This window comes from Paenibacillus chitinolyticus (assembly GCF_045038035.1).
Taxonomy (GTDB): Bacteria; Bacillota; Bacilli; order Paenibacillales; family NBRC-103111; genus Paenibacillus_F; species Paenibacillus_F chitinolyticus_A.
In genome coordinates this window covers 2,449,872-2,473,673 of record NZ_CP173427.1, presented here as the reverse complement: position 1 = coordinate 2,473,673, position 23,802 = coordinate 2,449,872, and the positions used below count along the sequence as shown (strand labels likewise).

The 23,802-nt window shown below is 56.2% G+C and carries 24 protein-coding genes; 2 read left to right on the top strand and 22 right to left on the bottom strand.

All coding sequences use genetic code 11. The features are described from left to right. Nucleotides 1–83 precede the first annotated feature (83 nt). The 17 genes from ACI48J_RS11425 to ACI48J_RS11345 form a co-directional block, all read right to left on the bottom strand. Nucleotides 84–1,442, bottom strand: a complete 1,359-nt coding sequence (locus ACI48J_RS11425) for an LLM class flavin-dependent oxidoreductase (RefSeq protein ID WP_405082828.1) — start codon at nucleotides 1,440–1,442, stop codon at nucleotides 84–86. 34 nt (nucleotides 1,443–1,476) lie between these two features. Beyond that, complete coding sequence (locus ACI48J_RS11420; RefSeq protein ID WP_405082827.1) at nucleotides 1,477–2,337, bottom strand: ABC transporter permease; 861 nt, start codon at nucleotides 2,335–2,337, stop codon at nucleotides 1,477–1,479. Between the two features lie 2 nt (nucleotides 2,338–2,339). After that, on the bottom strand, nucleotides 2,340–3,197 hold the full coding sequence (locus ACI48J_RS11415; RefSeq protein WP_405082826.1) for an ABC transporter permease: 858 nt from the start codon (nucleotides 3,195–3,197) through the stop codon (nucleotides 2,340–2,342). 23 nt (nucleotides 3,198–3,220) lie between these two features. After that, nucleotides 3,221–4,240, bottom strand: a complete 1,020-nt coding sequence (locus ACI48J_RS11410; protein WP_405082825.1) for an aliphatic sulfonate ABC transporter substrate-binding protein — start codon at nucleotides 4,238–4,240, stop codon at nucleotides 3,221–3,223. A gap of 306 nt (nucleotides 4,241–4,546) precedes the next feature. Further along, nucleotides 4,547–5,143, bottom strand: coding sequence for a TetR/AcrR family transcriptional regulator (locus ACI48J_RS11405; protein WP_326053727.1), 597 nt, complete (start codon nucleotides 5,141–5,143; stop codon nucleotides 4,547–4,549). Nucleotides 5,144–5,312: 169 nt separating this feature from the next. Next, a complete protein-coding gene (locus ACI48J_RS11400; RefSeq protein WP_405082824.1) occupies nucleotides 5,313–6,200 on the bottom strand; it encodes a transporter substrate-binding domain-containing protein in 888 nt (295 codons plus the stop codon). Further along, nucleotides 6,197–6,964, bottom strand: coding sequence for an amino acid ABC transporter ATP-binding protein (locus ACI48J_RS11395; RefSeq protein ID WP_405082823.1), 768 nt, complete (start codon nucleotides 6,962–6,964; stop codon nucleotides 6,197–6,199). Before ACI48J_RS11395 ends, ACI48J_RS11400 begins: the two co-directional genes overlap by 4 nt. A gap of 33 nt (nucleotides 6,965–6,997) precedes the next feature. Beyond that, nucleotides 6,998–7,666: an amino acid ABC transporter permease gene (locus ACI48J_RS11390; protein ID WP_405082822.1), complete on the bottom strand. Its 669-nt coding sequence runs from the start codon at nucleotides 7,664–7,666 to the stop codon at nucleotides 6,998–7,000. Next, on the bottom strand, nucleotides 7,647–8,312 hold the full coding sequence (locus tag ACI48J_RS11385) for an amino acid ABC transporter permease (protein WP_405082821.1): 666 nt from the start codon (nucleotides 8,310–8,312) through the stop codon (nucleotides 7,647–7,649). Before ACI48J_RS11385 ends, ACI48J_RS11390 begins: the two co-directional genes overlap by 20 nt. 270 nt (nucleotides 8,313–8,582) lie before the next feature. Continuing rightward, nucleotides 8,583–8,984 (bottom strand): GNAT family N-acetyltransferase, encoded by a 402-nt coding sequence (locus ACI48J_RS11380; RefSeq protein WP_405082820.1) that lies wholly within the window; start codon nucleotides 8,982–8,984, stop codon nucleotides 8,583–8,585. Nucleotides 8,985–9,008: 24 nt separating this feature from the next. After that, nucleotides 9,009–9,347, bottom strand: a complete 339-nt coding sequence (locus ACI48J_RS11375) for a VOC family protein (RefSeq protein ID WP_405082819.1) — start codon at nucleotides 9,345–9,347, stop codon at nucleotides 9,009–9,011. Between the two features lie 108 nt (nucleotides 9,348–9,455). Continuing rightward, nucleotides 9,456–10,070, bottom strand: coding sequence for an SRPBCC domain-containing protein (locus tag ACI48J_RS11370; protein WP_405082818.1), 615 nt, complete (start codon nucleotides 10,068–10,070; stop codon nucleotides 9,456–9,458). A gap of 18 nt (nucleotides 10,071–10,088) precedes the next feature. Then, nucleotides 10,089–11,750: an amidase gene (locus ACI48J_RS11365; protein WP_405082817.1), complete on the bottom strand. Its 1,662-nt coding sequence runs from the start codon at nucleotides 11,748–11,750 to the stop codon at nucleotides 10,089–10,091. 5 nt (nucleotides 11,751–11,755) lie between these two features. Beyond that, on the bottom strand, nucleotides 11,756–12,322 hold the full coding sequence (locus ACI48J_RS11360; protein ID WP_405082816.1) for a helix-turn-helix transcriptional regulator: 567 nt from the start codon (nucleotides 12,320–12,322) through the stop codon (nucleotides 11,756–11,758). 189 nt (nucleotides 12,323–12,511) lie between these two features. Next, nucleotides 12,512–13,129, bottom strand: a complete 618-nt coding sequence (locus tag ACI48J_RS11355) for a cupin domain-containing protein (protein WP_405082815.1) — start codon at nucleotides 13,127–13,129, stop codon at nucleotides 12,512–12,514. Nucleotides 13,130–13,297: 168 nt separating this feature from the next. Then, nucleotides 13,298–13,912: a TVP38/TMEM64 family protein gene (locus ACI48J_RS11350; RefSeq protein ID WP_405082814.1), complete on the bottom strand. Its 615-nt coding sequence runs from the start codon at nucleotides 13,910–13,912 to the stop codon at nucleotides 13,298–13,300. A gap of 387 nt (nucleotides 13,913–14,299) precedes the next feature. Beyond that, nucleotides 14,300–17,482 (bottom strand): bifunctional cytochrome P450/NADPH--P450 reductase, encoded by a 3,183-nt coding sequence (locus tag ACI48J_RS11345; RefSeq protein ID WP_405082813.1) that lies wholly within the window; start codon nucleotides 17,480–17,482, stop codon nucleotides 14,300–14,302. Nucleotides 17,483–17,863: 381 nt separating this feature from the next. Here ACI48J_RS11345 and dhaS point away from each other — a divergent pair, with 381 nt between their 5' ends. Next, nucleotides 17,864–18,448 (top strand): dihydroxyacetone kinase transcriptional activator DhaS, encoded by a 585-nt coding sequence (dhaS, locus tag ACI48J_RS11340; protein ID WP_326050416.1) that lies wholly within the window; start codon nucleotides 17,864–17,866, stop codon nucleotides 18,446–18,448. A gap of 71 nt (nucleotides 18,449–18,519) precedes the next feature. On the opposite strand, the gene ACI48J_RS11335 is transcribed toward dhaS, so the two are convergent. The 5 genes from ACI48J_RS11335 to ACI48J_RS11315 form a co-directional block, all read right to left on the bottom strand. Beyond that, nucleotides 18,520–19,746, bottom strand: a complete 1,227-nt coding sequence (locus ACI48J_RS11335; protein WP_405082812.1) for an MFS transporter — start codon at nucleotides 19,744–19,746, stop codon at nucleotides 18,520–18,522. A gap of 192 nt (nucleotides 19,747–19,938) precedes the next feature. Beyond that, nucleotides 19,939–20,295: a DUF3139 domain-containing protein gene (locus tag ACI48J_RS11330; RefSeq protein WP_405082811.1), complete on the bottom strand. Its 357-nt coding sequence runs from the start codon at nucleotides 20,293–20,295 to the stop codon at nucleotides 19,939–19,941. Then, nucleotides 20,283–20,918, bottom strand: coding sequence for a bis(5'-nucleosyl)-tetraphosphatase (symmetrical) YqeK (gene yqeK / locus ACI48J_RS11325; RefSeq protein WP_405082810.1), 636 nt, complete (start codon nucleotides 20,916–20,918; stop codon nucleotides 20,283–20,285). Before yqeK ends, ACI48J_RS11330 begins: the two co-directional genes overlap by 13 nt. 262 nt (nucleotides 20,919–21,180) lie before the next feature. After that, nucleotides 21,181–22,413, bottom strand: a complete 1,233-nt coding sequence (locus ACI48J_RS11320; protein WP_405082809.1) for an aminopeptidase — start codon at nucleotides 22,411–22,413, stop codon at nucleotides 21,181–21,183. 122 nt (nucleotides 22,414–22,535) lie between these two features. Continuing rightward, entirely contained in the window at nucleotides 22,536–23,087 is a 552-nt protein-coding gene (locus ACI48J_RS11315) for a CGNR zinc finger domain-containing protein (RefSeq protein ID WP_405082808.1), read from the bottom strand. A gap of 197 nt (nucleotides 23,088–23,284) precedes the next feature. Here ACI48J_RS11315 and ACI48J_RS11310 point away from each other — a divergent pair, with 197 nt between their 5' ends. Beyond that, on the top strand, nucleotides 23,285–23,779 hold the full coding sequence (locus ACI48J_RS11310) for a DinB family protein (protein ID WP_405082807.1): 495 nt from the start codon (nucleotides 23,285–23,287) through the stop codon (nucleotides 23,777–23,779). Nucleotides 23,780–23,802: the final 23 nt, after the last annotated feature.

The following is a 23,802-nucleotide window of genomic DNA, read 5'->3' as shown; positions in this document are numbered from 1 at the left end:
GTCAATTAAAAAGCCGCTTCCCGCAATAGGAAACGGCTTGCAGGGAGGATCGCCGGCAAATCCGCCGGAAAGCGGCTCACTCCCTATCCGTTCACGCCGACCTCCGCCGAACCGCGTCTGCTGAAATGCCCGGCTTCGGCTCGTTCGAGGCCCAAGTGATCCCGTAGCGTAGTTCCGCTGTATTCCGTACGAAAAATCCCTCTGCGCTGAAGAATCGGAACCACCTCGTCGGTAAAAGTCTCCAGGTCTCCCGGCAGGACCGGCCCCATGACATTGAACCCGTCGCATGCGTTCTCCTGGAACCACTGTTCCATGAGATCCGCAAGCTGCTCCGGTGTGCCGACGAACTGCAAGTGTCCCCGCGCGCCCAGAATCCTCTGCCCCAGCTCCCGGATGGAAAACCCCTCGGAACGGGCGGTATCCATAATAAGCTGGACGCGGCTTTTCATCCCGTTGGACTTCTCCACAGGATCGGGAATATCCGGCAGCGGGCCGTCGGGCGGGTAAGCCGACAGATCGTGGCTCACCATGCCGGACAGAGCCATGACGGCCAGCTCGGTCGGGATAAGATCCGTCAGCTCCCGCTCTTTGCGCCGGGCTTCCTCCGCGGTCGATCCGAGAATCGGCGATATCCCCGGCATAATTTTGAGGCTGCACGGCTTTCTGCCTGCTCCGGACAGTCTGCCGTTGACGGCGGCATAGAACGCTTTGGCCGCCTCCAGCGACTGCTGCGCGGTGAAAATCACCTCGCCGTAACGGGAAGCGAACTCCTGTCCCTGCGGGGACGAGCCCGCCTGGATCAGGACCGGATTACCCTGGGGAGGGCGGGGAACATTCAGCGGCCCTTTGCTGGAGAACCATTTTCCCCGGTAATCGACGGCCTTCACCTTGCCGGGATCGGCATAGATACCCGCTTCCCGGTCGAGCACTAGCGCGTCATCGTCCCAGCTGTCCCACAGCCGGGTGACCGCTTCGACGAATTCCTCGGCCATCTCGTAGCGAAGCGCATGATCGGGGTGCTTCGGCAGGCCGTAGTTGTGGGCTTCGATATCGAGCTGGGAGGTCACGATGTTCCAGCCCGCCCGTCCCTTGCTGATATAATCGAGCGACGCGAACTTCCGGGCCACATGGTAAGGATGATTGTAGGTCGTGGATACGGTCGCCGTAAGGCCGATCCGTTTCGTAACGGCGGCCAGAGCCGACAGCAGCGTTATGGGATCCAGCATGCCCGAGGCCGCCATATCCACATGCTGCACATACAACAAATCCGCGAAAAAAATCATGTCGAACTTGCCGCGTTCGGCCGTTTCGGCAATGGAGCGGTACAGGTCGAAGTCGTACATCCCCTCCACTCCGGATTCCGGGTGGCGCCAGCCCGCATGATGATGGCCGGCATAATAAATGAAAGCTCCCAGATGGAGCTGGTCCGTGCGTTTAGACATCCGCATTCAACCTCCTTTAATTCATATGTTTCGGTCAACCCTTGAACGTATCCCGCCAGCCCAGCCAGCGTTTCTCCAAAGCGTGGACCGCGAGGTCCGATAAAGAACCGACGCACGCGAACAGGATAATCCCGACGAACACGATATCCGTATTCGAATACGTCCGGGCATCCTCGATCATGTATCCGATGCCCGCGCTCGTTCCCATCAGTTCGGCGAAAACGAGTACGAGCCACGAAACGCCCATAGCCAGACGCAGACCCAGCAAAATGTGGGGCAGCGCGGAAGGGATAATGAGTTTCCTCAGCTGCTGGCTGCGCGAATACCGCAAAATGCGGGTCACCTCGTAGAGCTTGGAATCCACACCCCGGATTCCCGTGAACGTATTGAGGTAGACCGGGAAAAAAGCGGCCAGCGAAATCATCAGAATTTTGCTGAATTCCCCGATTCCGAACCACAGAATAAACAGCGGAATCAGCGCAAGCAGCGGAACCGTCCTCAGCATCTGGAGCGACGGGTCCAGCGTCCGTTCAATCATTTTGCCGATTCCGGTGAATAGCCCGGTCAGTAGTCCGGTAAGCGCCCCAAGCAGAAAACCGCTTGCGGCCCGGACGAAGCTGACGCCGAGATGCCGCAGCAGCTCGCCGCTCAGGCCCAGCTCGGCGAAGCGCCGGGCAATGTCCGAAGGCGTCGGCAGCTGCTCCTTGCCGACCAGTCCGCTCATACCGGCCGCCTGCCATACCGCCAGCAGGACGAACGGGACAAGCAGGCCGTGCGTCCAGGACGGGAACACTCCGAGCCAGCCCAAGTCGTTGGCCGTCCTGCCGTAGGCGTTCGGGGCCGTTTTGCCCGGAAACGTTTTGGCGGAGCCTTTTGCGGATACGGATTTCGCCATGCTCATTCCACCTCCCCGCGGAAGCTGTCTCTCCAGCGGAGCAGCCTCCGTTCGGCCAGAAGCACAAGCGAGTCGGACAGCTTGCCCATCACCGCGAACACGATAATCCCGACGAACATAACCGTCGTGAGCGACATGGACCGGGCATCGTTGATCATAAAACCGATGCCTGTACTGGAGCCCATCATCTCGGCGACGACCAGCCCCAGCCATGCGACGCCGAGCGACAACCGGGTGCCGAGCAGGATGTTAGGCAGAGAAGCGGGCATAATCAGCTTGGCGATCATCTTAAAGCGGCTGAACTCAAGCACCCGGGCGACATCGAACATTTTATTGTCCACAGAACGTATGCCCAGGAAAGTTTGAATGTAAAGCGGAAAGAAAGAACCTTTGGCTATGAGCAGGAGCTTGGATTCCTCCCCGAAGCCGAACCAGAGAATGAATAGCGGCGCGATCGCCAGATGCGGCAGCGTTCGCAGCATTTGCAGCGTGGGATTCAGCAGTCTTTCCGCCTTGTGTGAAAATCCGACCCACAGCCCGGCCGCAAGTCCGATGCTACCTCCCAGCAGAAAGCCCGACAGCACTCTCCATGCCGAGACTCCGAGGTTGCGGAACAGTTCCCCGCTTAGCAGCATCGCCCCGAATTCGCCGAGTATATCGGACGGGGTCGGTAGCAGGATGGGATTCAGCCATCCGGCGTAACCCGCGATCTGCCAACCTGCAAGCAGACTGAGGGGAAGCAGAAGTCCGATGAGCCGGTTAACCGCAGGAAGAGATTTCTTGCGTGATTTTCCGGCCGCCGGCGTACTGCCGAACCGTTTGCCGTCCATAAGTTTGTTTCGGGTACCCGCCGAAAGCATGTGCAGCGCCTCTCCTTCGGATCTTATTTGGCCGCAGAGGCCGCTTTAAGAGCCTCTTCGATAAAGGTGTTGTTCACAGCGTCCGCCACTTTGATCTTCTTGCGGATCGTTCCGGCCGACTCCTGAAAATCGGCCGTTTTCTGAAGCTCCGCAGCCGTAGCCTCGCTGACCGGAATATTGATCGACTTCGAACGTGTCAGCATGCCGCCGACGACCGCTTCCGGGATTTTGTAATCCGCCGCATACCGTTTCAGAGCTTCCGCGGAGTTCTGTTCTTCCCACAGCCTCGCCTTCTCAAGAACGGACAAATAGACGGTGGCAAGCTCCGGGTATTTATCCGCGATCTCTTTGCGCACGATGACAAATGACGGGGCCAGAACACCCAAAGTCTCGCCTTCGGCCAGCACTTTTCCTTTTGCAGTCAAGGTGTTGACGGTAATATGCGGATCCCAGGCCGCCCAGGCATCGACCTTGCCGGAATCGAAGGCGGGCTGAGCTTCGTTCGGCTGAAGCTGGATGACCTCAACGTCCGCAGGGCTAACTCCGGCATCGTGCAATCCACGGGTCAGCAGATTATAAGCGTTGCTGCCCTTCGTAACGGCAACCTTCTTGCCCTTCAACTCCCGGATGTCCTTGAGCGGGCTGTCCGCCGGTACGATGATGGCCGTATTCCGCTTGCCGTCGAGTATCTGGGAAATAATCTGGAACTTGATTCCGGCCGATTGGGCGGCGATGACCGGCATATTGCCGAGGGAAGCGAAATCCAGTTTGTCCGAGGCCATCGCTTCCGTCATGGGCGGACCGCTTTGAAATTCCGCCCATTCGACTTTTACGCCAAGCGGTTCGTAGGCTTTCTCGAACCATTTCTCTTCCCTCGCTTTGGCGTACATGCCCCCGCTTCCCTGGACGCCCAGCTTAAGGGTAAGCCCCTTATAATCCGGCTTGCCTCCGTTTGCGGACGGGGACGTTTCGTCTTTCTTGGCGCAGCCGGCCGCGATCAGAATGGTTGCAAGCAGAAGCAGCGCCGTTGTCCATGTTTTCATATCCGTATCTCTCCTCCGTATGTCATTCAAATTTGCGCCCGATGCCCATAAAAAAACAACAAAACCGATCTTTTTAATTGGTTTTGAGAAATAAAAAATGGCCGCAGGACTATAAGCAGGTTCGTTCCCCGCTTGTTTGCCTACCGCCAATCTCCAGCTGTCTGGTCGAATGCGTTAAAAGGTCTGAATCTGAATTCGGTTATTCGTTTCACAACCTGAATATTCATTCGGTTTGCTATCAGCATTCTATCAGGCTGAAAAGAAGATTGTCAACACTTTTTTCCCATCGGATAAATCGGAATTGAATCAAGCTTCAAAAAAACGGATCAGCGCGTCCGCCTCAATGGATACGGGGATTTCGAAACCCGGAGCCCTCTGCAGGGTCAGACCTTGAATCAGACTCACATAATAAAAAGCCAGCTGCAGCGGATCTCCGGTCCTAATCTCCCCCCGGCCTTGTCCATCCTCCATAATGCGCGCGATCGGCTGAAGATTGGCCGTAAACCGGTCCGTAACGGCCTGCCTGATCTCCACGGGTACGGTTTCGGTCGTCCGGGCGCTCTGCAGCATGATCGTGTAGGCCCAATTGATCGGATTGGCAAGCCAGCCCGCCGCGAACTCGTGCAGCTTGACTAGCGGCGGCATCGTTTGCTCGTCGGCGAGCTCCGCCGCTCTCTTTCCGTAATCGAGCTGCCCGCGCTTTAACACGTCGGCGAAAATCTCGTCTTTGGAGCTGAAATAATGGTACATCGTGCCGATGCTGATGCCGGCCGCCTTTGCGATATCGCTGATGCTTGCCGCTCCGAACCCTTTTGACGCAATGACCGTTATGGCGGAATCCAGAATGAGCTGAATCCGTTCTTCTCTGACGCGTAAATCCCGTTCCGTATTTCTCGGCGACACCCGGTTCCCTCCTTACGGACTGCCCGTATTTACTGGCTTCCCTGCGTCTATGATAATCAACCTGGCCTCAAAAGCCAAGACTAACGGATCGCACAGGCACATCGGACGTTAAAAAAAGCATCCCTTCTCCCTGGCCCGGAAGAGGGGATGCTTTGCAATTGTGCGCCGCTTATAGTTTGCCGCCTTCTGTAATGACATCGTTCGGATCTGTTGCGGAGCCGAGTTCCTCTTTTACGTACGTATTATAAAGCTCCAGCAGAAACTTCTCCTGCCCGAGCGTCTCCAGCTCCTTGTTCACCCAATCCCGGAGCTCGGTGTTCCCTTTCTTGACCGCCGGAGCGATCGGCGCTTCTTTCTCCAGCTTCTCCGGGATAAGCGTGAAGCCGGGATTCTGGCGGGACCAGGCGAAGAGAACGAAGTTATCCTGGGCATAGCCGTCTCCGCGCCCGTCTTTCAGCGCCTGCAGGGATTCGGTATTTTTCTCGTACTTTACCAGCTCTACATCGTGGCGGTTTTTGGTCAGAAACAGATCGGCTGTCGTGCCCTTTGTGACGATGATTTTTTTGCCCTTCAGATCGGCCAGCGTCTTAAGCCCGCTTTTCTCGGACACGAGCACCTGCGTCGCTACTTTCATCGTGGGATTCGTAAAATCCACCGCTTCCTTGCGCTCGTCGGTCACCGTCATATTCGCCACGATGAGGTCCACCTTGTCGCTTTGCAGAAACGGAATGCGGCTGGCGGGCTCGACCGTCACGAACTCGATCTTCGATTCGTCACCCAGCAGATCCTTGGCGAAACGTTTGGCCAGATCGCTGTCGAAGCCGATCTTGTTCCCTTTGTCGTCGGTAAAGCCGAACGGCGGCTTGTCCGTGAATACGCCTACGATCAGCTTGCCCCGGTCTTTGATCTTCCGGATGCTTCCTCCGCCGCTTTCTCCGGCCGATGCGGGTTTGGCTCCGCTTCCCGTGGCGTCTTTCGGATCTTTGGCGGCTCCGCAAGCGGCCAATATGCCCGCAAGCAGGAAAACCGTTACCCATACGGCTATTGTTTTTCTCATGCTTCTTCTCTCCCTTTTCCCGTCTCCATTTCGAAAAACTGATTTAAAAACCGCTTTGCGCGGCCGCTTTGGGGACTGCTGAAAAATGTATCCGGCGGCGCGATTTCGCAAATTTCGCCTTCATCCATAAAAACGATCCGGTCGGCAACCGCCCGGGCGAATCTCATTTCGTGTGTCACGATCAGCATGGTCATACCCTCCCGGGCCAAGTCCAGCATCACCTCCAGCACTTCTTTCACCATCTCGGGATCGAGCGCCGCCGTTACTTCGTCGAACAGCATCACCTCGGGCCGCATGCAAAGCGCCCGGACGATAGCGATCCGCTGCTGCTGCCCGCCCGACAGTTGACGGGGATAAGCGTTCTTTTTATCCAGCAGGCCAACGCGTGCCAGCAGCTTCTCCGCATCCGCGGCCGCTTCGCGCCGGCTCCGTTTTTGTACTTTGAGCGGTCCCAGCAAAATGTTATCGAGCACCGTCATATGCGGGAACAGATGATAGCTCTGAAAAACCATGCCGATTTTCTGCCGGATCACTCGCCACAGCACTTTACCGGCGTTCAGGTCTTCCCCTTTGAACAAAAGGGTGCCGCCCTGTATCGGTTCGAGCCCGTTCAAACACCGGAGTAGCGTGCTTTTGCCGCATCCGCTGGGGCCCAGAATGACGACGACCTCCCCGGGTGCCACGTCCAGATCGATCCGCTTGAGCACCCGGTGCCCGTCGAACGATTTCTCCACTTGTCTAAGCTGCAGAAGCACTTCCCCCATAAGAACTCCTTTCCGGCCGTACAGCAGGCTAGGCTAGTCGGCCCATCTTCTTTCCAGTCTCCGCGAGAACACGGACAGCGGGTAGCATAAGGCAAAATACAACAGAGCCATGAGGCCGTAAATAACGACGGAGGCGTAAGAAAGCGTGTAATGGCGTTCAATGATCTGCTGACCCGATTTGATCAGTTCCGGAACACCCACCAGTACCGTCAAAGAACTTGTCATGACGATCCGCGTAAAGACGTTGATGACCGGCGGCACCATGCGCCTCACCGCTTGCGGGATAAGCACGTAAACCAGCAGCTGCCACCCGCTCAATCCCAAAGATTTTCCGGCCTCCGTCTGCCCCTTGGGAAGAGATTGCAGGGCTCCCCGGACGATTTCCCCGATTTCGGTCGTCCCCCACAGCGACAGGACAAGCAGGGCCGAAGCGAATGCGGGAAGATGGATGTCGAACAGGATCGGCAGACCGAAGAAAAAGAAAAACAGCCAGACCAGGATCGGAACGCTCCGGACCAGCTCCAGAATCGTTCCGGACAGCAGACGCGCGAGAAGCAGGCGCGAATTTCTCAGCAGCCCGAAACCGATGCCTCCGGCCACGCTGGACACAATGGTCAGAAGCGAGATTCGCAGCGTCGCCCACAGCCCTTCCGCAAGCTGGGGCAGGCTCCTGACGAGAAGCTCATACGCCGAAAGCGCCATGCCGGAACCTCCTTTCCAGATAACCCAGCAGAAAGGACAGCGGCAGAAAAATAACGAGATAACAGAGCGTCATCATCAGAAGCATCTCGTACGTTTTGTAATAGAGCGAAATATAACTCGTCGTCGTATAAAGCAGCTCCGGTACCGCAATCGCCGACACGACCGTCGTTTCTTTAAGCAGGAAAATAAAGTTCGCGAACAACGACGGGATGGAAATCCGCAGCGCCTGCGGCAGGATGACATACCGGAACAGCTGCCATTTCGAAAGCCCGATGGCAAGCCCCGATTCCGACTGCGACTTCTCAACGGCCTCTATGCCCGAACGGAACACCTCCGTAAAATATCCGCCGCCCAGGAAGGTCATCGCAATAAAAACCGTCGTCATCGCGGACAGTTTAATCCCCAGCTGCGGCAGGGCGAAATACAGAAAAAACAACTGAATAAGCAGCGGTATGTTTCTCGCCAATTCAATATGCAGCCGGACGGCCCAGGTCAGGGGACGGATGCGAAAATACAAAATAAACGAATGAATGACAGCCACGACAAGGGAAAAAAAGATGGCGATGCCCCCGATTCTGAGCGTTTCCCCTCCGGCTCGCACAAAATCGGGCAGATGTTTCCACATAAAGTCCGTATCGAGATGCACAATTCCCCTCCTACTGCTACTGCTAAACCCTTCTATTCTTACCCGATAACAAGGTTTAAAGGCGGCCTTGTACCGGACCGGAATTTCCTCCCACCTCCCGCGCAAACAAAAAAACAGCCGCGCGGCTATCACCTGATGGGGTCCGCCTAGGCTGTCTGGATAGGAAAAAGTCATGCTGCTCAACCCCGCACGGAGCAGGACGATGCCGTTATTTCCATATCTTATAACATATTTTTCCAAGTTGTCAACTTGGTTTTATTCCTCTTCTCTTTAAACCAATTCGGAAATATAGAGCGGAACGGTTCCCTGCTCCGCCCGGAACCCGAGCGAGCGGTAAAAGGATTCCGCTTCCGCGTAAGAAATCAGCACTTTCGTTTTGTATTCCCCGTACTCGCCGAGAATCTCGGTCATCAGCCCTTTGCCGATCCCCTGGTTCTGGTAATCCGGCCTCACCAGCATGTAATGAAAATACGCCGTCATTACGCCGTCGGAAAGAGCATTAACCAGCCCGACCAGCTTATCGCCGTGCCATGCCGTCACGACCGAGTGGGAATTCAGAATCGCCTGATGCAGCTCTTCGGGGTGTTTGCCCGATTCCCAGTCTACGGACAGGAACAGCTCTCGGAGCTCGACTAGATTGACTTCGTTGGAATGACTGTAGCGGATGTCCAATTCGATGAATCCTCCTTGACGGTTTCAGCTCAGCACCTCGACGACGAAGCCGCCCGGGGCTTTTACATAAAATGTCCAGCCGTGCATTCGTTGAGGCGGTTCCACGTCGAACCCGTCCTCTTTCAGACGCCGGTTAATCTCGTTTACTTTCTCTTCGCTTTCCTGGATAAAACCGATGTGAAACGTTTTCGGATAGCTGACTTCCGCGCCTTTCATCAGGGTCAGGACCGCTCCGTTGTCATCGGACAATACTGCGAACGCGCTGCCTCGCGTATTGCGGGTTGTCAAACCGAAATACGTTTCCAGAAAAGTTTGGGACGCCGGGACGTCCGTAACAGTCAAATTCAGATGGTTCAGCTTCATCTTACGCACCGCCTTTGAATAGATTTGGAATGGCTGATCCGGCAGCTTCAGTTTACCACAATTATCACCCATATTGTTCCATTTCAAAGGAAGAAGGCTCCGCTTCCCTCAGCCTTTGTCTCCCGTTTTCATATCCCGGATACGGTTCAGCACGGACTCCCACTCCCGTCTCATCATTTCCCGCATATATACATCGTCCAGCATCTCCTGATGAATGGAAATCGTGGTCCCTCCCGACTTTGCGGCCGCCAAAGTAATTTGAAGACGCGAGGGATTCGACCACTCTTTACGCTTCCAGGTCATCCGGAGCTTTCGAAACGGATCGACCACGGTCAGCTTTCCCGTAACTCCTTCGGCTGAGGAAAATTCCGCCCCTTTCTCCACAGGAAACGCGGACACGCTTCCTATCCACAACAACAGTCCTTCCCTCGAAGTCAGATAATTCCAGGCTTGCGGGGCGGATACCGCAACCGTTTTTCTTACCCCGATCTGAACGCCTGCGTCTTTCGTCACACCGACGGGAGTCCTTCCCAATAAGGGAGCGTACATGGCAGCCAGCCATTCTCCCCACTCGTCCGAAACTTCGTATGACCCGCAAATGTGATCCCTGATCTGCTCGTGCGACCAAAGCTCGTTCACGGAACGCCGGAGCTTGACGACCCATTCTTCCCAGGTAATCCCCGTTTCCTTCCGAACGTTTTCTTTAAAAAGTGTTCCGGGCATACTCGTTCCTCCTGACAGTTATTTATCGGTAATCGGCAAAGGAGCCGCCGCAAGTTTTCCCGGCGGATAATCCGGACGGTCCCGGAAAAGTTTCTCCAGCATATCCATCGCGGCAAGCACCCGGTCTTCCCGCCAGGGTGCGGCCGCGACCTGGACACCGACAGGCAGCCCGGCGCTGTTCACGTCCGCTTCCGCGGCGGCCTGAACCAGTCTGTCCCGGCTTCGGACGGCCCGCATTGCAGCCGCTTCCCCGGACCGAACCCGGCTGAGACTGACGACCCCTGCAGGCATGCCGAGATAATTATACAATAACGCATAAGAGCCCTCGTACGTCATTGCGAGAGAATGATCGTGCGGGATTGCGGGCGTAAGGAAGGGCGGCGACAGCAGGACGTCGACCTGCTGCCGCTCCATCTCCGCCGCGAACTTTTCACGGTAGGCTTGGCGGAGCTCCGCGGCTTTCCCGAGATCCTCCCGGGTTTTGCGCCCGAGGTAAGGAAGAATGTGCGTGCCGGCGATTTTCTGTCCCGCACCCCTCAGAAGCAGCGCCAGGATGCGGTTCGCCGTCCGCGAACGCCCGAAGGAACGGCGGGTGCCCTCCACCTGCGGAACTAGCGCTTCCGTGCCGGCCGTTTCCGCGATGCCTTCCGCCCCGGCGGCCGACATCAGCGCGTAGAACTGATGCAGCGCCAAATCCGGCTCCGGCAGGCGGAACGGCTTCACGGCCACGCCGCGGGCACGCAGCGCTTCCGCGGTGTCCAGGACCGCCCTCTCCACGGCGGGAGACGGCGGCAGAATGCCGTCCGACGTGTAGAAGCCGATCCGCAGTCCCGCCGGATCGGTTTCCCCGGGACGCTGCAGGGGATGCGCCTGCAGCGTCTCCGGCGCAGCGAGCACCTCCATGGCGAGCGCGAGGTCTTCAACCTTCCGCGCCAGCGGGCCGGTGCTCGCCATCTCCGCCGCCTCGCGGCAGACGTGCACGATGCCGGCCGGCGGGCGCGAGGCCACCCTGCCAGGCGTCGGCTTCAGCCCGTGGACGCCGCAGAAGTGCGCCGGCGTGCGGATGGAGCCGCCGACATCCGTGCCGAGACCGAGCGGCGATCCGCCCGCCGCGATAAGGGCGGCTTCACCGCCGCTGCTTCCGCCGCACGAACGCCCGGCGGGGTTCCACGGGCTGCTTGTGCGCCCGTATACCGGGTTGACGGTTTCGCAGCCCATGAGCAGCTGCATCGCATTCGTCTTCGCCAGAACGATCGCTCCGGCCCGGCGGAGAGCGGCGACGGCCGGATCGTCTTCAGAAGCAGGCGCCGTGCGTCCCGCCAGCCCCCACGTTGACGGGGTTCCCGCCGCATCAAGCGATTCCTTGACGCTGACCGGCACTCCGTGCAGAGGACCGAGCGGTGCTCCCGAGGCGGTACGACTGTCCGCTTCCGCCGCCGCCCGGCGCGCCTCCTCGAACAGCGGGACGGCAACCGCTCCGAGCAGCGGCTGGATCTGTCCGATCCGGGCGATATGCGCCTCCACAAGCTCGATCGACGTCCATCTGCCCGCTTTAATTCCGCGGGCCATTTCGGCGGCGCCGAGCTCCGGCAGCCTCGCGCAAGAAGCGTGCGATTCAGCTTCCGCGCTGCCCGTGGCGGATGAGGCGAGTGTATCCGGGATTTTTGCGGGAATATTCATAGGATTCACACCTTCTCCTCTCTGCCGGGCTTCTCTTGGGCACCGGAATCTCCAGCGGACTGTTTCGCCAGTTCCTCGTCTATCCAGCGGAGGGAAAACTCAAGCTGGGCAATACCCATCTCGAGCGTTTTCAGACGAAACGCATCGCTGTCCGGATCATTCAAAGCTCCTTGCCGCATATGAAGAAGGCCCTCCCTCGTATGTGCAAGCCGCGTCCGTTCCTCCAACAGCCAGCCTTGTATCTGATCCGCGGCGGCATACCTACCGAAAAAATAACGGACGAGCATATCCGATTTCTGCACACCGGGCGACAACGGGGACTTCAAATAGTCCGCAAACGACTGCCGCCCTTTCTCCGTAATGCGGACTATGTTTTTGGAAGGTTTACCCTCCTGGACGACGACTTCCTTCTCAATGAGCGCCTCCCTTTCCATCCGCCTGAGCGCCGGGTAAATTCCGCTGAAAGTCGCTCCGAAGAAATGGGCGACCGACTCGTCGAACCGCTTTTTCAGCTCGTAGCCGGTCATCGCTTCCCCGTAAATAAACCCCAAAATCACTTGTTCGATATTCATAGAGTTGAACCGCCCCATTCATATTATCACTGGTCATATGATTATAGATCATATATTACCCTATATTTTTCCACCTGTAAATGGGGGCGTACCCCCTGTCTCCGAATTTTCACCTATAAAAAAAGCCTCCCGCTCTGGAAAGAGTGCGGAAAGCTTATAAACGAACGGCGGCCTCCGGGGCCGGAGTGCCTAGGTTTTCTTTTTTTCATTAAGGAAAGGCTGACCCGGGTTGGCCGGTTTTCCCGGTTCGCCGTGCACAGGAACCGCCGGTCCGATACGGACTGACTCCGTAATCGGCGCGAAGGCTTTGCCGGCAAGAGCGGCATTGACATTATAGGCGTTCTGCAGCACTTCCGGCGGAGTCAGCCGCAGGATATCGGAGCCGTGCACCGTCTCCGGCTGCTCGTGATTGAAGAACGCGTGAAGATGCACCTTCTCGGAAAGCGGCGTAATCCAGTGCCACCAACCTGCGGGAACAAAAACGACCTGCCCTTCCTTCGCGCGGTAGTTCACCAGTTGGGGGCTATCGGGGCACATCACCGAAATCTCCGCCTCTCCCGCTACAAGGACATGAAGCTCCCACGCGTTCGGATGCCAGTGGGGTTCCCGGATATGTCCCCTGCCGAGCCGCAGATCCGTAAAAGCTCCACCCGTCATAGGCGGAAGCTGCGTCGAGGTGACTTCATACGCCACATTGTCTTCGTTGCGCTTAAACAGCACGTTATCGCGTACGTTAAAGGCGAGATTGGGCATGCCGGAACTTTTGTGATGATTCGTCGGGCCGGCCCTATAACCGTATCCGCTCACTAGCCAAACTCCTCTCCGCATTCCGCATTCCGTATCCTGCATTCCTTCATACATATGCCGTCAGCCGGAACATTATCCGAAAGCGGAAGAAGTACAAGTTTAACGCAGCCAAGCAGCGTATAGAATGAGTTTCCCGCGGCGGAGAGGAGGTTTTCAGAGAGTTCGGCCCTATTCCAGCTCCATTCTCTGACCGGACGAAAACCGCTTCTCTATCTTTTTGCTGACGATCAGCGATACGGCGACGAAAAGGACGACATAGAGCAGTTGGTACGGGTTCTCGATATATTTGGCCACATCGTAACCGATATAGGAAACGGTGAACACCATAATGCCTTTGCCGATCAGAACCGCCATCAGAAAAGAGCGGAGGCGCATGCCGGCCAGTCCCGCCGCTATGTTAATGACCACGAACGGACCCACGGGAAACAAGCTCAGCAGAAAAACGTAGCTGTAAGCGTTCCGCCGGATCCACTTCGTCGTTCTTGCGATTTTCGGCTTGCGGGCCAGCCTTTCGAGATAAGAATGACCGGCGATCTTGCGGACGATCAGGAAGGTGACGAGACAGCCGCTCACGATCCCGATCCACGAGTAGAGAAAACCGGCCCACAGTCCGTAAACCGCAGCATTTACTCCTACGATCAGCAAAGTCGGCAGGGGCGGGACAAACGATTTCATAAAAGTAAGCAAAATACCCGGAAGCGGACCGAGCGACCGGTATTGTTCCAGCAGATGTTTTAAATTATCTTCATTTGTTACATAGGACACGATGTCTGAAATATCCATGAATTCCGCTTTTTCCTTTCGGGGGGCATTGGGAAGGTCATTTCCGCTAGCCTAAGCTTACCTTAAAACCCTCCTCTTTCCCACCCTTACTTCCGGGAAAACCAGGAACCATTTGCATGCCTGCCCGAAGCTGCCTCTCTTTTTCCGGAGACCGCCTTAGCTGCTCTGCCGTCCGCCGCTCCTCCTATCTCTCATTCTTCATATGCCAGGGATAACTTACCGGATGCGGCGCAGATAAGAAGTCGGGACCCGAGTGCGAGCGGCGATCCACCCTTCCCGCTTGCCAAAAAGCGGCAGTCAAAAAGCCTCCGCCAGCGGAATTGCCCGCTTGCGGAGGCTTGCTGTAATGGTATCTCGGATGATCCCGTTCAGTTCCAACGCTCGCCGTTAAATGCCTGCCCAGACGTCTTTGGCGTAGCGTCCGTCCGTCTGCAGCCCGTCCAGCCACTTCCGGGCTTCGTCCGGGCTTACCTGATGAATATTCGCGTAAGCCTGCCGCAGCTGCTCTTCCACGTCCGGCGCCATCCGGCTTCCGTCGCCGCATACATACAGCCGGCCGCCTTTATCCAGCAGGGCGATCAGCTCTGCCGCATTCTCTTTCATCAGGTGCTGCACGTACGTCTTCGGCGTGCCTTCCGCCCGCGAATACGCGGTGTGCAGCTTGACGATGCCTTCCCGCTCGTACCGCTCCAGCTCCTCGCGGTAAATGTAGTCGCTCTCGCACCGGCAGCCGAAGTACAGGTGCGCTTCCCCCAGCTCCGTTCCTTCCCGCCGCAATGCGCTGCGCGCTTGCAGGAAGCCGCGGAACGGCGCGACGCCCGTGCCGGGGCCGACCATGATGACCGGCGTCTTCGGATCGTCCGGCAGCCCGAAGCCCGACTCCGGCGTCCGGATGAACATGACGATCGCATCGCCCGCCTGCCGCTCCGCCAGATAGTTCGATGCGACGCCCCGGTATTCGCCGAGCCCGCTCCACGCGGGACCCTTCACGACCCCGACCGTGATGCTCGCCTTTTCCGGCTGCACCTGCGGGGCGCTGGAGATCGAGTAGTACCGCGGCTTCAGCGGCGGCAGCAGCTCCAGGAAGCGCTCGAAGCCCAGCTCGCACGCTTCGTACCGCTCCAGCAGGTCGAGCATGGACACGCGCTTCTTCCACACCTGCTCGCGGTACGCGTCCTCCTCCAGCAAGGCTTCCAGCTCGCGCTTGTGAGGCGGGCACGCCGTGCAGCCCGCCAGCTCCCGCAGCTGAGCCCGGGTGGCCGCTTCCTGCAGGTCCACGCTGTGGCCCAGCAGATCGTCCAGGCTGACCGGGCGGTCCAGCGGCAGATGGGCGGCGCTCCGTCCGCTTCCGCTCAGGATGAGGTGATCGCTGCCCTGCAGCCCGAACCGGCGGAGCACACGCGCAACGCTTTCGCGCGAGTTGCGCGGCAGGACGCCCAGGTGATCGCCGACCCGGTAGGTCACGCCTTCGGGCAGCTTCACCTCGATGCGGCGGGTGCTGCGCCCGCTCTCCTCCCGCTGAAGCTCCGTGTTCCCGGCGATAACCGCATGCACGGCATCGTAGGATTCCGCCAGCGGCGTACCGGCGAAGCCGCTCACAAACTGCAGGCTGAGCGAGCTTTTCTCCTTCTCCGAAATCTCGGCAAGCTCCAAGCCCAGCGCCTTCATGACGTCCGGCCAGAGCGCTTCGCGCCAGTCTTCCAGCTGCTTCTCGAAATCGCCGCTGGCGTCGCCTTCTCCCCGTCCGGCAAGGCGCTGTCCTCCTTTGGAGGCAAGCAGCTCGTCGGCCCGGCGCGGAACGTCCTGGTACGTGCTCGCCCAGTTGCGGTCGCCGCAGCCGAACACGGCGAACCTCACGCCGGCGATTTCGCCTGGCTCCGCGCTTTCGAGCCAGTCCATGAAATCTTTGGCGTTGCTCGGCGGCTTGCCGTTGTAGGAGGCGGTGACGAGAAACACCGCCCCTTCCTTCGGCAGCTTCCCGGCATAGTCGTTCATGGTTGCGACCTCCGGGCGGAAGCCCTGGTATTTCGCCGCATCGGCAAGCTCCCGGGCAATTCCCTCGGCCGTGCCGAGGTTAGAGCCGTAGAGCACAAGCAGCGGCGTGTTATGGGCATTCACGCTTAGCGGCGCGGCTTGTTCTTTGACCTGTTTGTCATCCGCCGCGGATGCCGCAGTGCCCGGAATGGTGACGGCGACGCCACGATGGCGCTGCTCCACTTTCATCGTAAAGCCGTCGGGCTTCATCGTCAGCGTTTCTTTTACTTTCAAGACATAATCGGTATGCTGCTTAATGTTAAAATGCTTCAAAACCATTCCCAGCACAAGCGTAGCTTCCTGCATGGCAAACTGCTGGCCGATGCAGGCGCGCTGTCCGTTGCCGAACGGCTTGTACGCATCGTAGGGAATTTTCCCCGGGTCTTCGAACCGCTCGGGAATGAACGATTCCACGTCTTCTCCCCACACGGTCTTGTCCCGGTGAAGCTTCGGAATGAGCACCGTCAGGCTGTCCCCTTTTTGCAGCGGATATTTATCGGCCAGCAGGGTGTCTTCTTTCGCGTAAAGCACGAAAGCTGGAGCCGTCGGCCAAAGCCGCAGCGCTTCGTTCAAGATCATCCGGATGTAGGTAAGCTCGCGGACTTGTGCGTAAGTCGGCACGGGATCGGTCAGAACCCGGTCCACTTCTTCGTACGCTTTCCGGAGTTTGTCGGGATTTTTAAGAAGAAAATAAAGGGCGAACGAGAGAAGTCCGCTTGTGGTCTCGTGACCGGCGATCAGAAACGTAATGATCTGATAACGGATGTTCTCGTCGTCGAGGGATTCCCCCGTTTCCGGGTCTTTGCCGTTCAGCATGTGGGACAGTAGGTCATCGATGCCTTCCGTTCCCTGGGCCTTTCGTTCGGCAATCAGCTTATCCACCAAGGCGAACATGGCCTGGATGTCATGATTGAATTGCCTCTTCGTAATGACCATCAGCTTGTCCTGAAGACCCAGACGCTGCGTTTGATTCATCGCTTCGTGAAGCGCTCTTACCATGCTCGTAATAAAAGGATGCGGCTGCTCCCGGTAAAAGCTGTTGAAGCGGTAGTTGAACCCGCACAATCCGATCGTATCCAGCGTCAGACGCGTCATATCCTCGGGTACGTCGATTACTTCGTCCGGGTTGAGCCGGGACCACTTCTGGATGAGCTGGACCGCAATGTCCACCATCATGTTGTGGTACCCCTTCATGGCACGCTGGCTGAACGTCGGCAGCAGAATATGATGAGCCTTCTGCCAGTTAGGCTCGTACGTGTGTGCGGTAAACAGACCGTCCCCGCCGAAGGCGCGCACATTCGAAAGAGCGGCCCCGATTTTCTTGTCAAAACGGGATTCGTCGCACGCGTCGGCGACCAGCTCGTGGCTGGAGATCAGCAGCTGCGTTCTGCCGGGCATTTCCAGTTTGAAGATGGGGCCCAGTTCGTCCGCCAGTTTCATCATCGATTGCAGCGGGCTTTCTTTATCAATTAACGGAAGATTGCCGAGCGGCCCGTAGGTTTTGGGCTGCGGGATTACAGATTCTGATTTAGCCAAGACACTCTCGCCCTCCTTTTTGATGCCTTACCGGTATTTACACATCCTTACTACTATTTGAAAAGAAGGGAACGGCTATCCGTTTCTTTTCGGCTTTTAGCGGATGCGACCGAATAAATTACCACTTGTATGGATGTATTATGCAATCATTTCCAGTCTACCGTAAAAAACCGGCAAGGCAAAATAGACAATTTCATTCCATTGTCTAAAACCTAAACACTCTCCCAGGAATGTTTATTACTCCCCCAGTCGAATTTCGATTTCCAGAGACAGCCTCCGAATATTTTAAAAAAGATCTCAATTCCTTTATACTGGAAAGCGGAGTGTGAAGAACCATATCGAGGGAAAGCGGAGTGTGAAGAACCATATCGAGGTGACATCATGACCGATTCGCAAACGACCAAAAAAGCGCTGGCCGCATCGCTCAAAAAGCAGATGGAAACGAAACCTTTGGCGAAAATCAGTGTTCAGGATATTTCCTCCGGCAGCGGACTGAACAGACAGACCTTTTATTATCATTTTAAAGACAAATACGACCTGGTTCACTGGATTTACTATTCGGAAGCGGTGGAAAGCATCGCCGATTACCGCGATTACGAACACTGGAGCGACATGGCCGTACAAATCCTGCACTATCTGATGAAAAACCGGCTGTTCTACGTCAACGCGCTTCATACACCGGGACAAAACGCGTTTGACGGCTATTTGTTCGACGCGACCAAGGATATGATTAAACGCGTGGTGGACGACGCTTCCTCCGGCCTTGACGTATCGGACGCGGACAAATGCTTTATCGCGGAATTTTACACCTTCGCGTTCGTAGGCATCGTCGTCAAATGGGTCAAGACGGGCATGAAGGAACTGCCCGAAACGATGATGAAACGGATCAGCGACCTCGTGGACGGTACGCTGCTGCGTGCGCTCAGCCGGCATGCCGGACCGCAGCCGCTTGAAGCCGCGCCTTAACGCCCAAAAGCCTCCCCTTCTAAAAAGGGGAGGCTTTTCTATGGTGCCGGACTTCGGGCGATGCGGGTTAATTAATCGGCGCTCTCCGCCGCGGCTGTCCCTTGGCTTTCGAGAGGAGGTTCCGAGCGGCGCAGCATCAACGGAACCAGCAGCAGCGCCCCGAGGAAGAAGAGGATTCCGCTTCCGGCATAGACCGCTTGAAGCGAGAACGCAGCCTTCATAACCCCCGCGGCGGACATGCCGATTACCATGAATCCCATGAACATGGGCGTAAGCACGCCGCCGACACGGCCGATAAAAGCCGCTTCCGTGTTTTTCATCATCATGGTGTTGATTCCGATCATAATACAAGGATAAAACAGGCCCGTCAGCACCTGGAAGCCGATCGTAAGCGGCACGCTCGTGGATAAGCCGATTCCTATCGTTCCGACGGTGCTGGCGATAAGCCCGGCCGCAAGCAGCGATTGCGGCTGCATTTTCTTCGAGAGTGCCATAACGAAGCCGCCGCCTACGAGCATAGCCGTTCCGTTGGCTGCCAGAAGCCACTGCAGAAACAGTTTATCCTGCCCTAGATTTTCGATGGCGATAAACAGCATCAAAGGCTGGATAACCCCTACCGCCAGGCCCGAAACGGCGAACGTTCCGCCAAGCGTCTTCAGCGCGCGGCTGTTCCATACGTAGCGGAGTCCGTCCTTCAATTCCTGCTTGAAGTTGCGTTCGGCTTTGGACGGATTCTCCTGATCGGCAGGAAGCGATGTAAGGACGGCGGCGGAAGCGATGAAACAAACCCCCATGACCGCTATCGAAATTTCTAGGCCGTAATGTTGGTAAACGTATGTTCCGAGAATCGGGCCGAATACCATAAAAATGGCCATCAAGGTTTGGAACATCGCCATCACGCCTTGCAGCTGTTCTTCCGGCACATGCTGTTTGAAAAGCTTTAACGCGGACGGCTGGGAGAATTGGGACAAGATCGCCGACACCAGCGTCGCGAAAAACAGCGCCTGCCACGATCCGAACATCACGACGAGCAGGACGACAAATACGGACAACGCCGAGAGGAGATCGCAAACGATCATCGTCCGCTTCGGTTTCCACCGGTCCGCGAACGTTCCGCCGATAATCGCGAAAAGAAAAATAGGAGTAAATTCGGCGACCGAGATTAACGATACAAACTTGGGATTGTTGTTCGTTATATCCGTCACATACAGCAGAATGGCAAAGTTTCTTACCCAGATGCCAAGCTGGAGCAGAACGTTGGATAAAATAATCGTTCTGACAAAAGCATTTTTAAACACGACTGCGAGCCCCTTCCTGTGATTCCCATTGAGATTTTGTTCAGACTCAAAATAAATCCTGATCAACAAACAATATTTCATTTTGTTTGTTTAATACATAAACATAATATAATATCGTTTGTTTTTTAGTCAACAATTATTTGATTTGTCTACTAAAGAATTTAAAGTCAATTCGTTCCGGCATCGACCTCCTTACCCTTCCTTTCGCTTTTCCGTGTGTTTCAGCTTTTCAGGCGTTATTCCCAGCCCTACTCCTTTCGGAGTAATCCGCTGATCGAATTGCAGGACATCGTTATGCGAAAAATAAACATAATTCACTTCCGGCTCATCCTTAAAAACAACAACCGTATAGAAGGAAGGAAGTTTCATTCCCCAAACCCCTTTGACCGACGCCAGTTCCTCTTCTTTATAGCTTTTTTCTTGAATCAGATAGCTCTTTACCCGTTCCGCATACACGATTTTATTTCCCTGAACATAGACAAACGGAGCCAGTAAAACGAGCAGTACGATTGACAGCGCAATAATTTTTCCCCGGCTTATGTTCCGCACGTTTGCGACTCACTTTCAATGTGCCGCGACAAATCCGCGTACGCCTCTTTGAGCCATGGATGAACGACTCTGAGCGTGTCTTTCCGGCTCCATAAGTAGCGGACATAAGCAAACGCCGCATGGTCTATCGAAAGCGCAAGTCCCCTATTCAGCTCTTCGAGATACGGAGGCGTGCCCTTCTGATCCCAAGCCACTTTGTCGGCTGTGAAAAGCAGCTTATCCATCTGCGATGCCTGTTTTTTGAGCGTGGTATGGCATTCAACCGCACTCAAGATCTGTGGGTCCGCCACTCCGAATAAATCCCGTGCCATCGCTTTCGACATCTTCTGGTGGATGATCATCGGAAAGCTTTCTTCCTCCGGAAGTACTTCGATCCCAAGCTGGACCGACGCGGAAATACGCGTATCGTTGGGAAAAACGGCGCTGATATCATGCAAATAACCGGACGATGCCGCTGTTTCCGGGTCCGCCCCGAAGCGGACGGCTAGTTCACGGGCCTTCCCGCCCACCTTCATGCAGTGCTCCGCGGTTTCGCGGTGTCCGTTTTCGATTAGAAAAGCATACACATCTTTTTTCAAGTCGCCTGACCGTTCCGGTCGGACCAGATGCTCGTAAACGTTCATTTTCATCACTTCCCCTGTGTTTTATAAGGGCCACTTTGTAAGTATAAAAGGATATTCCAGACAATTCCAAATAAACCTTTCCTAAAAACAAAAAAGCCCTTGCGCACGCTTCCGGAAGAAACGCGCAACGAGCTGCACATAAAGAAAAGAACTCGGATTACACAATGAAAAAGCCAGCCGGCAATCCCGGCTGACCTTCGATCTCCTTATCGCGCTCGTCACCCTGCCTTTACAGGCAGAATATGCGGCATTTTGCGGGTAATTAAGCCCAATTCCCTTTGCGGAAAATCGGTTCAACCGTCCCGTCGGCCAGTTCTCCGTCAATGTCCATTTCCGCCGAGCCGATCATGAAATCCACGTGGGTAATACTGTCGTTGAGGCCCGCCTTCGTCAGCTCCTCCACCGACATTTTCGTTCCTTCCGGGATGCTGAAGCCGAAGGCTTTCCCCAGAGCAAGGTGATTCGACGCGTTCTCATCGAACAGCGTGTTAAAGAAAATGATGTTGCTCGCGGAAATAGGCGACTCATGAGGCACAAGCGCAACCTCGCCCAGATGACGGGCTCCTTCGTCCAGTTCGAGAAGTCCTTTTAAAGCTTCATAGCCTTTCTCCGCCTGAAAGTCCACGACACGGCCGTTCTCAAACGTGAGCGTGAAATTCTCGATCAGGTTCCCCTGATAGCTCAGCGGCTTCGTGCTGCGAACCACTCCGTTCGTACCGTCCTTAAGCGGCGAAACGAACACTTCCTCCGTCGGAACGTTCGGATTGTACGCATCCCCCTTCTCGTTCACCGTCGAGCCGCCGGACCAGATGTGCCGCTCCGGCAGCGTTACGCTAAGCTCCGTGCCCGGCGCCCGGTAGTGAAGCTTCCGGTACTGTTTGGCGTTCAGCTCCTCCACTTTAGTACGGAGCGTCGCATTGTGCCGCTCCCAAACCTGAACGGGATTGTCCTGATCCGCGCGGGTAGCTTTGAAAATCTGCTCCCACAGGGCCGCGACAGCTTTATCTTCCGGCAGATCCGGGAACACTTTACTGGCCCACCCTGTGGACGGAGCCGCGAGAATCGACCACGTCATCTTGTGGGAGGTCATGTATTCTCTCCATTTGGCAAGCGCTTTGCCCGCAGCCTTGGAATAAGCCGCGATGCGTTCGGGTTTCACTCCTTGAAGCAGTTCCGGATTGCCCGATTCGATAAGCAGATAAGCGCCGCCGTTTTCGGCCAGCTCTTCTACCCCCCGCGCTCTCCATGCCGGATAGGTATCGAACGAATCGTCGGGAGCAAGTGTATACTTCAGCTTCGTAATTACATCGTCCATCCATTCGACGTGGACCGATTTCGCTCCCGCTTCATATGCTTTTTGCGCAATAAACCGGGTTAAAGGGGCCTGCTGAATGGAAGCGTTCACCCATAAGGACTGACCCGGCTGTATGTTCAAACCGACTTTCACCGCTAGTTCGGCGTATTTCTCCAGGTTTTTTTCGAATTGACTCGCCATATTCATTCTCCTTTGTAGGTAAATTCACTTTCGGACTGTTCGTTATGTAAGTTCCTCTTAACTTCTTCGACTTTCGAAGCCGTATTCCTTGTGGCACGGGCGCAAAATGCTCCGACGCCTGATCAATCGTTTTCTTTCCGGCGTTTCCGGAAGCGCCTGACTTTCATCAGGTTGCCGCACATCTTATCGTCGCACCACCGGGCCGTCCGGCTTCTGCTCTCGTCGAAAAAAACCCAGCGGCAGTCTTCGTTGGCGCACATTTTGAGCCGCCGCACGTCTTCTTCCGCCAGCAGCCGCGCAAATGCGACGGCCACCTGGCCCATGACCGCGGCCCAGCCCCTATCGCCCGTCCGGCGCTCCAGCCGCCAGCCGCCTTCTTCCCTCGCCAGAACCGGGAGGGAAGGCACTCCGGCCATCGCTTCGTTCAGCCTGGCGATGTCCGCGCGATCCGGCTCGCTGTTAGAGCAAACGCATTCCGTGATCGAGCGCATGGCCTGCCGGAGCTCGCCAAGGGCGGCGCGTTCGTGGGGCTGCGGAGGCATCGGAGCCTGCAGCTCCCACTTCTCGAGGAAAGCTTCCAGCCAGCCCGACCGGTCAAGCCTGTCCTCGCTCCGCCCCGATCCCCGCCAGTCGTGCCACTGGCTGTTCATAAACTCTAAAGCCGAATTTTCCAAAACAACCTCCGAATAAAGATTGAGTCTTTTTCCAATTGATGTTAAAATCCAAGATGTAACTATCATAATCGTTTTAGATGGTTACAATAAATCCGTGCGAATTGTCCGCACATCGGGCAGCCTTATCGCACAACCTATCCACCATGATGACATCGCAATTTTAATTTTACACCATTCTTAATTTAGGAGGAAATCGAATGAACGGATTGGATCTTCTTAAACGCGGCTGGGAACACGCTTACGGCACGGAAGACTGGTATGCTCCTCTGAAAGACGCCGTCAGCGGGATAAGCTCGGAGCAGGCTGCCTGGCGACCGCCGGGTGAAGCGGGCAATACCATCTGGGAGACAGTCAACCATTTGGTCTACTACAAGCAGCGGCTGCTGGAGCAGCTCCAGGGCGAAGAACCGGACCACTGGGCCCAGAACAACGACGACACATTCAAAACGCCCGATACGCACGGTTCCGATGAAGCTTGGCAGCGGACGCTTCGTGAGCTCGACGCCGTTCATACCCGCATAGGAAGCCTTCTGGGCACCAAATCCGATCCGGACATGGACGCCGTATACCGCGATTCTCCCATCGGTTTCCGCATCGACAGCATCATCCGGCACGACGCTTTTCATACCGGCGAGATTGTGCTGATCCGTAAGCTGCAAGGCTCTTGGCCGGCCACTCGCCGTTACGAATAAAGGCGCAGGCCCGTTAAACCGGC